We start from the raw sequence: 7116 nt of genomic DNA, 5'->3' as shown, positions 1-7116 counted from the left end.
TGCGGGCCTACCGGCAGCTCGACCGGGCCGTCAAGGACTACGGGTGTGTCGCGATCCGTGTCATGGCCGCGATGTTCGGTGAGCCCTACGACCACCCGCTCTACTACCCGATCTATGCGAAGTGCGCCGAGCTGGGCGTTCCGATCAGCATGAACCTCGGCTTCCCGGGCCCGATGCGCAGTGCCAAGCTTCAGCACCCGGCTTTGTTGGACGACATCCTGCTCGCGTTCCCCGAGTTGACGGTTGTAGGAACCCACATCGGTCATCCGTGGCACCTGGAAACGCTTGCGCTGCTACAGAAGCACCCGAACTTCTACCTGATGACGTCTGGCTGGTCACCGAAGTACATCCCCGCCGAGATCGTCCACTTCATGAACACCCGCGGCAAAGGACAAGTGATGTGGGCGTCGGACTTCCCATTGCTCAGCGTCGAACGTGCGGCAAGCGACGCACTCGAGCTACCACTCAAAGACGATGCGATGCAGGCTTACTGCCACGACAACTGTCTTGAGGTCTTCAAACTCGGATAGGTCGCATCACAGAACAGCGTTCGGCGTCGCGGAACCGGTCATCGCGGGCACATGATTCGGCATGACGGCGGCCGGGAACGCACTCTCGATCTGATCGAAGGCAGCGGGCAGTTCCCACGGGCCGTCCGTGAATATCTCGCTGACCAACGACGGGACATTGAACAAACCGATATCCGGACCGGATGTGTACAGGATCTGGCCGTTGCACCAATCCGAGCGTTCGCTGGCGAGGTACAGCACGATTGGCGCGATGTTGTCGGGCGAGCGGACGTCTTGGTCCTCGCGCCGGTGCTCACCCATCGAGTCGGTCATCCGGGTGCTCGCGTCGGGGCTGATCGCGTTCGACGTCACCCCGTAGCGCTTAAGCCCCGCGGCACAGGAGTAGGTCAGCCCGGCGATGCCCATCTTGGCGGCCGCGTAATTGGGCTGTCCCGGGGACCCGTGCAGGCCCGAGCCGGAGGTGAAGTTGATCAGGCGGTGGTGAGTGCTTTCGTCGCGCAGCGAACGCCAGTAGACGCTCGCGTGCTTGCTCGTGTTGTAGGTGCCGCGTAGGTGCACCCGCAATACGGCAGACCACTCCTCGGGAGTCATGTTGAAAATCATTTTGTCGCGCAGGATTCCCGCGACGTTGACGAGTACGTCCAGCCGACCGTAGGTGTCGATAGCCTGCTGGACGAGCGCACCGGCGTCGTCGTAATCCGAGATGTCACCACTGTTGGCGACGGCGGCCCCGCCTGCCTCGGTGATACGAGATACGACGCCGGCCGCCGTCTCCTTGTCAGCCCCGGTCCCGTCAACCGCCGAGCCGAGGTCGTTTACCACGATGCGCGCGCCTTCCGCGGCGGCCATGATGGCGATACTGGCGCCGATCCCCCGCCCGGCTCCGGTAATGGCGATCACTCGATCCTGTAGCAGTCCGCTCATGTCTTTGACCCCTTACTCGTTGGAGCCGATCGGCTCGATGACGATGCTGCTGCGGGCGTCGACCGTTGCGCGCTGGCCCTGACGAAGGACGACGGTCGTGTCGATGAATTCGATGATGGCCCGGCCGGTCACCCGATCACCGGGCCGTAACCGGCCACCGTCGTAAACCGGCGTGCGCCGGGGTGTGGTATCCACCTCGTACCAGACGACTTCGCGCCAGCTGGCCGGCTCCACGTCGACGGGCTCACCGGCGTCGGTTGCGATGAACTCGTGCTCGGTGACGCTGGCGCGGGCGGTCACTCGTAGCGACGTGATCATGAATCCGGCCGCTGGGTAACCACTTCCGCGGCCGAAGAGTAGCTCGTACTCCCGCTCAAAAGCAGCGATCAATTGATCGACTTCGGCCTGCCTGTAGATCCCTTCAGGGGCAGGGATTCTCAGCTCGTTTACCTGCTGGCGATAGCGCAACTCCACGAAACGGCCGAATTGGACATCGGCGTCAGCAACCGAGGTGGGAAGCACGGCTCGGACCTTGCCCTCGAGCTGTGACCATGCGTTATTAAGTCCCTCGGGATCGAATGGCGAGGGCATGAGCAATGCCATGTCCTGCACGATCAACGCGTCGGCTGCTGCTACGCCGAACGCCGACCACCCGGCAGCCAGGTCGCCGAGCGGAACGACCGTCGTCGAGATGCCGAGCTTCTGCGCGACCATTGGACAATGCGTCCCGCCTCCCCCGCCGAACGCGTACATGACACAGCCGCGCGGGTCGTACCCCTGTTGTGTGCTGGACAGCTGGATCGCGTCGGCCATCTGATCATCAACGATCCGCATGGCAGCCGCGGCCGTCTCGACGGCGGTGAACCCCAGCGGCGCTCCGGCGCGTTCGAGCGCCGCTGTCGCCGCTTCCGTATTCAGGGAAAGTGCGCCGCCGAGAAAGTGTTTGGGGTTGAGGTAACCCAGCACCAGCGCGGCGTCGGTCACGGTCGCCTTGTCGCCGCCGCGCCCATAGGCAGCCGGTCCTGGAACTGCGGCGGCACTTCGAGGCCCTACGCGCAGGCTGCGGGTGTCCTCGTCGAACGCGACGATCGACCCGCCGCCGGATCCGATCGACCGCACGTCCAGAGTCGGCACGAAGTACTCGTACTGGCCATATCTCGTCGTCGTTCGCGTTACCGGCTCGCCACGACGGATTACGCCGACGTCGAACGTCGTGCCGCCGACGTCACCAGTCAGCACATTGATGTCGCCAGTCGCTACTTCGATGTCGCTGGAGGCAGCCGCGCGCGCGAGCCGACCCGCACCGATCAGCCCGGCCACCGGGCCGGAGCCGATGGTCAATAGGGGCATCCGACGAGCGTGAGCAATATCGATCAGACCGCCTGCACACGTCATGATGGACAGCGACCCTGGATAGTCCAGGGCGGCCAATTCGTCCTCGAGGCGCGCAAGGTACTCGCTGGTGACCGGACCGATCATCGCGTTGATCAACGTCGCCACGGTGCGTTGGTACTCACCGACGCGGGGCACAACCTCGGAGCTGACCGAAACGAAGGCGGTTGGCGCCTCATCGGCGACGATACGGGCAAGCGCCCGCTCGTGGACCTCGGTGGCGGTCGACCACAGCAACGCGATAGCGAACGCCTCGACCCCGTCGGCGACCAAGGAGCGAATCGTTTCGCGGGCTCGGCCCTCATCGAGGGCCATGATGATCTGTCCATCGGCTGCAACCCGCTCGTCGATCTCGACGACGAGCGACTTCGGCACCAATGGCTCGGGCTTGTAATGCCCTGCAAGGTGGGCGATCTCGTGTGCATGGGATCCGACGAGCCTCTCGCCGGCACGCATCATGTAAATGGTGTCACGGTGCCCAGCTGTGACCAGTAGCGCGACTTTCGCGGTGCGCTTCTCCACGAGGGCATTCGTGCCGACGGTGCAGCCGTGCAGGATCGCATCGGTGCGGGCGAGCAGGTCGGTGTGCGAGAGCCCAATCCGGCTTGCGACTTCGCCGATCGATCCAATGAACCCCCGCTGAAACTCTGGCGGGGTCGACGACACCTTGCCGATGGCAACATTGCCGACTGGATTCACGGCAACGCAATCGGTGAACGTGCCACCGATGTCGATGCCTACCGTGTAGCCGCTCACTGGAACATGATCTCGTTAAGGGCAGGCTCGCAGCGGCGGGCGATTTCCACTGTCATCAAGATCTGGCAGCTTGGACAGCAATACCGCCGCAGCACCATATCCTCGTCGAGAAAGAAGCTGGGGTCTTCAACACGGGGCAAGATCTCCACGCCGGTCTCACTGATCAACAACCCGTCTTTGTAGCTGGCTCGATAGTCGGAAAGCACCGTGTCGCAGCGCGCGCAGGCAAGCACCCTTCGGCGGCCGCCGTCGTCACGCGCGGTGACGTGCTCGTGCACGGATCGCGGCGGCTCACCCGTTGCGGCCGTGATTGATTCGTCACTGCGGTGCCCGAACCGCTCGGCGACGGGCGTCCAGGTGCGCCGCTCGGAGCGGATCTCTTCGCGACGTGCAGATGTCGCCTCGTCGTCAACACGACCGTCGTCCCCTACCACGACGCCATATAGGTCGAAACTGGCCGTGGCCGAAACGTATCCTCCGGCAACATCTTCGGCGACCCTGTCCGGTTCACGCTCGATCGGATCCCCGTAGCCACCGCCGCCACAACAGACCATCTTCATCACATCACCGTTAGCAAGCGGTGTGCCGTTCGACTTGGTCCGCAGGCGGTGGTACCCGCCGTAGGTCAGTTCGGCGACCGACCGGGGCATGTGCTGAGCCTTCCAATGCTCAGCCACGTCCGTGGCGCCAAACACGTGGTACTGCGCAGTGGGAGACGGCAGGCCGCCGAATAACCCCATCGCTTGATTCGTCGACACGCCCTGGCCGCCGGCATTGGTGATGGCTTCCACCTGCGCGGAACGGTAAGGGGTAAAAGCTACTTCGATGCCCACCCCACCGCGATAGCGCCCTGGGCCGCCAGTGTCGGTGGCCTCCGTCCGGTACATCATCAGCATCGGGTAGTACTGCTCGGTGTCCTCGACGTTCGGCATCTTCGACATCGGCGCGATGACGAGGCCGGCGGTGTTGATGCCGTCGGAGTGGGCGCGCGAACCTCCGCCGGCACCAACCGCTTCCAGCACCGCCGTTCCGAAAAAGTTGCCGCGATCGTCAGCGCCGGCGAGAACGAGCAGCGGGTGATCGGCGCCGCACACGACAAGATCCTGCTTCAACTCTGGATCGCAAGCCATCAGCCGGGCCAAGGAGTTCTGCACCCGAACGAACGAGCTGATGATGTTCATGACGCCGCCGCTGACCGCCGCGGGATAGTCACAACAAGTCAGCGTTCCCGGCGACGGACGAAAGTCGATCTGGCGGTAGGCCCCGCCGATGGAGAACGTGTGTTCGTGCAGCAGGGTCAGTGCCGAGAGCCCCAACACGATGCCCATGAAGTTGACGAACGTGAACCCGTTGGGGCCTATACCCTGGGCGTCGGTGCCTGCGTTGTCGACGATGAGCCGATCGCCGCGTTTGGTCAGGTTGAACTGAACCCGGTGGGTCTTGCGATCCCCGGGCATCTCCTCGTCGAAGTAGAAGACGTCGCTGACCGTGCAGTCCGGGATGCGCTCGAGCTTGCGTGCGAACGCGAGTTGCGCGTTGTCGAGGATCCTTCGCATCGCCGCCTTGACGACTCCCGCACCGAATTCGTCGCACGTCTCCTGCAGGCGGCGGATGGCGAACTGGCAGCCGGCCAGCTGTGCCCGCAAGTCGAGCGCGACCATATCGGGCACCCGCGACTGACGCCGGTACATCTGCTCGAGATCGTCACGCAGCACACCACTCTCGATCAGCTTGAACGGCCGGAACATGACCGGATCGCTGTACACGTCGGGCGCGTTCTGCGGCCAGCCGCCGGGGACGATCCCGCCGAGGTCGTACTGATGAGCGGCGTTGGACACCCAGGCGAACAACTCGCCATCGAGGAACAGCGGTGCGGCCACGCAGACGTCCATCTGGTGAGACGCACCGATCCACGGGTCACTGGCGAGGTATACATCGCCGTCCTCGATGCCCGGCGCGTCGCTGAAGTGTTCCATCAGGTAACGGACGACGAGGGGCGCGCCAGCGTTGAGATACTGAACGAACGGCGCGCTCATGACGGCCTCACCGTCCTCGGTGAGGATCGACATGTTGAAGTCGAGGCCTTGGAACACCGGTGACCCCGACATCCTCGTCAGCGTGTCGCCGTGTGCGATATTGATGGTCCACAACCGATTTCGCAGCACCTCGAAGGTCACTGGGTCGATGTCATCCGCGGCTTCGGTCGCGAGCTTCAACTTCGGCGACAGTCGGGTCTGCCAGTCATCCCGTGGCCGATAACTGTGGACCAGACCGTCCCAGACGAAATCCTCGACGCTCGCGCCGGTTGCGGTCACCGGATCTCCATTTCGCCGAAGTCCGGATAGCGCATGAGCCTGAAGATGATCCCCGGTGGGTATGGGGACATGACTGCCGAGGGAGCGCCGCCCTGGCCCTGGTAATAGCTGTCGGCGCGCGGATCGCTCCAAGCCTTGGTCTTCTGCCGCTCGAACACTTCGGCCATGTATTTGCGGTAGGCCCGTTCGCTGACGTCGATTGACCTCTCGTCGTTGTTGATGAGACGGTCGATGCACTTCAGCGCGAATTGGGTGGCAAGCTCCACCCACGGACCGGGAGTGATTCCGCCAATTGTGTTCGGGCCGTGCAGCATCCACAGATTAGGGAAGCCGTGCACCATGCAGAATCGGTACGCACACGTGCCGGTACGCGCCCACGTCTGCTCCAGCGTCGTTTCCCGGCCGGTGACGCGCATCGGGAACAGATAGTCGTTGGCACGAAAGCCGGTGGCGTAGACGATGATGTCGACATCGTGCTGCTGTCCGTCGACGGTCTTGATGCCGGTTTCGTTGACCTCGGCGATGGCCTCGGTCACCAGGGTCACGTTGTCGCGGTTCAGGGCGTCCAACACGTTGTAGTCAGTGTCGACGAGAACCGGGCGGTGTGACCACACCGGGTAGTCCGGGGTCATCTTGGCCCGCAGCGTATCGTCGGGCAGTTTCTCGGCCAGGAACTCGATCGCGTTGTCACGCATTTGCTTGTTGAACTCGCTGATCGCCTGGGGATCTGCGGTGTAGTCGGGATCGCGATCTGTGGTGATGTCCCAGCCGCTGGTCACATCCACGCCGCGCAGCCGCATGAAGTTCTTGTGGAATGGGAGGTTGCGCTCCAACCACATCACCTGCGGGGGGTACGGCGCGCGGTAACCGGGGATTCCGAACACCCATGACGCTTCCTTTTGGAACACGACGACATGTTCGGCGGTCAGCGCCAGTTCCGGGACCATCTGGTATCCGGTGGAACCGGTCCCGATCACGGCGATGCGTTTGCCGTCCGGCTTGACTTCCTCGGGCCAGCGCGACGAGTGCCACGACCGCCCCTTGAAGTCGGCCATCCCCGGTATCTTCGGCATGTTGGGCTGGCACAGGAAGCCGACTGCGGTGATGACCGCGTTCGACTCGATCGTGCGGTCACCGTTGGGGCCGCTGACGTCGATCTTCCACTTGGCCAGGTCCTCATCCCAGGTGAGCGCGCGCAC

At 63.6% G+C, this 7116-nt stretch carries 5 protein-coding genes; 1 reads left to right on the top strand and 4 read right to left on the bottom strand.

The features are described from left to right. Positions 1-530, top strand: a 530-nt coding sequence (locus A5686_RS00485; protein ID WP_156749878.1) for an amidohydrolase family protein, incomplete at its 5' end; no start/stop codon positions are given. Positions 531-536: 6 nt separating this feature from the next. Here the strand turns inward: A5686_RS00485 and A5686_RS00480 are convergent. The 4 genes from A5686_RS00480 to A5686_RS00465 form a co-directional block, all read right to left on the bottom strand. Further along, complete coding sequence (locus A5686_RS00480; protein WP_067929815.1) at positions 537-1454, bottom strand: SDR family NAD(P)-dependent oxidoreductase; 918 nt, start codon at positions 1452-1454, stop codon at positions 537-539. A gap of 12 nt (positions 1455-1466) precedes the next feature. Further along, the gene (locus A5686_RS00475; protein WP_067929814.1) at positions 1467-3602 is read right to left on the bottom strand and encodes a hydantoinase/oxoprolinase family protein; all 2136 of its coding nucleotides are present in this window, start codon (positions 3600-3602) and stop codon (positions 1467-1469) included. After that, complete coding sequence (locus A5686_RS00470) at positions 3599-5917, bottom strand: hydantoinase B/oxoprolinase family protein (protein ID WP_067929813.1); 2319 nt, start codon at positions 5915-5917, stop codon at positions 3599-3601. Before A5686_RS00470 ends, A5686_RS00475 begins: the two co-directional genes overlap by 4 nt. Then, a partial coding sequence (locus A5686_RS00465; RefSeq protein ID WP_197520438.1) for an NAD(P)/FAD-dependent oxidoreductase occupies positions 5914-7116 on the bottom strand: 1203 nt, incomplete at its 5' end. The genes A5686_RS00465 and A5686_RS00470, both read right to left, overlap by 4 nt.

The sequence above is a fragment of the Mycobacterium sp. E2479 genome, from assembly GCF_001667925.1.
Lineage (GTDB): Bacteria > Actinomycetota > Actinomycetes > Mycobacteriales > Mycobacteriaceae > Mycobacterium.
Note: the sequence above shows the minus strand (reverse complement) of the source record. Positions and strands in the feature narration are given on the sequence as shown.

Bases quoted from the DNA above. Each gene is read 5' to 3' on its own strand.
- A5686_RS00480 (WP_067929815.1), bottom strand. From the start codon at position 1,454: ATGAGCGGACTGCTACAGGATCGAGTGATCGCCATTACCGGAGCCGGG.